The sequence below is a fragment of the Borrelia hispanica CRI genome (genome assembly GCF_000500065.1).
Classification (GTDB): Bacteria; Spirochaetota; Spirochaetia; order Borreliales; family Borreliaceae; genus Borrelia; species Borrelia hispanica.
The window spans coordinates 1-1,014 of the sequence record NZ_AYOU01000063.1; the positions used below are offsets into that span (position 1 = coordinate 1).

A 1,014-nucleotide genomic window follows, 5' to 3' on the forward strand; every position below is an offset into this window, starting at 1 on the left:
CTGCTTCTGAATTAATTGTAAGTAGAGTACTTAAATTTTTTGGGAAAGAAGTTCCATATAAAGATAATTTGCATATTAAAAAAGGAAAAGCATTAGAAAATTTAGGATTTGATGAGTTTCTACGTATTTATTCTGATAATATACAAGTTTTACATAAAAACAAATATGCTAATGGGATAGACAAATATAATTACTTCAAACGAGTAGGATTAGGAGATAATCTTGTTGGTGCAACAATAGATGGTTGGTTTATAAATAATCAAGGTGAAACAGAACTATTAGAGATTAAATGTAGTGATAGTAATTATTTAACATCAGCTATTACAGAATATAATCAAACAGGTAATTTTTTAGAAAGTAAATATTTCTTTAAATATTATGTTCAAGCACAAGTGCAACTTGCATGTACTGGCTTATCAAAATGCAATTTGTTCTTTTTAATTGGAGATGAGCCTGTTAATTGTGTTATAGAGAGGAATAATGGCTTTATAGCAAAAGTGATGATTTATATTGCGACATTTGATATGGAAGTTGAACGTATGTGTAATATCATAAAAAGAGATAAGTCTATTGATCTTGCAAATATTGATATAGAAGATTTAACTAATCATATAAAACTATTCTTACAAGATAGTAAATATTATTCAGACTTATCAGAATTAAATTATAAAGATGAGTTTGTAAATTTTCTAAATATTGTTATTTAAATATTGGTGCTGAAGAGCGAGAACTTTTGGAGAAACATTTAGTTGATATTCAATCTAAACAAACAGAAATAGAGAAGAAAGAGAAAGAGAATGCTAAAGAATTATATGCACTTACTAAGCAAGATAAGGATGTTCTTAAAGATATATTTGGTAAGTTATCTATTGATTTTGAATTAACAGATAATATTGTGTATAGATTAGGCAAGAATATATTTGCGTTAAATTCAGGTAAACGTGCTATTAAAGATAGGTTTAAGTTAATTACGGATCATTATGATTATTATGATATTAATCATAGTTATAGTTT

The 1,014-nt window shown here is 25.8% G+C and carries 2 protein-coding genes; both read left to right on the forward strand.

What is annotated here, in order from left to right; translation table 11 throughout:
• A partial coding sequence (locus U880_RS09865) for a YqaJ viral recombinase family protein (RefSeq protein ID WP_235047978.1) occupies positions 1–707 on the forward strand: 707 nt, incomplete at its 5' end.
• Between the two features lie 26 nt (positions 708–733).
• The coding region (locus tag U880_RS11690; RefSeq protein ID WP_235047979.1) for a DUF244 domain-containing protein at positions 734–1,014 on the forward strand (281 nt) is incomplete at its 3' end.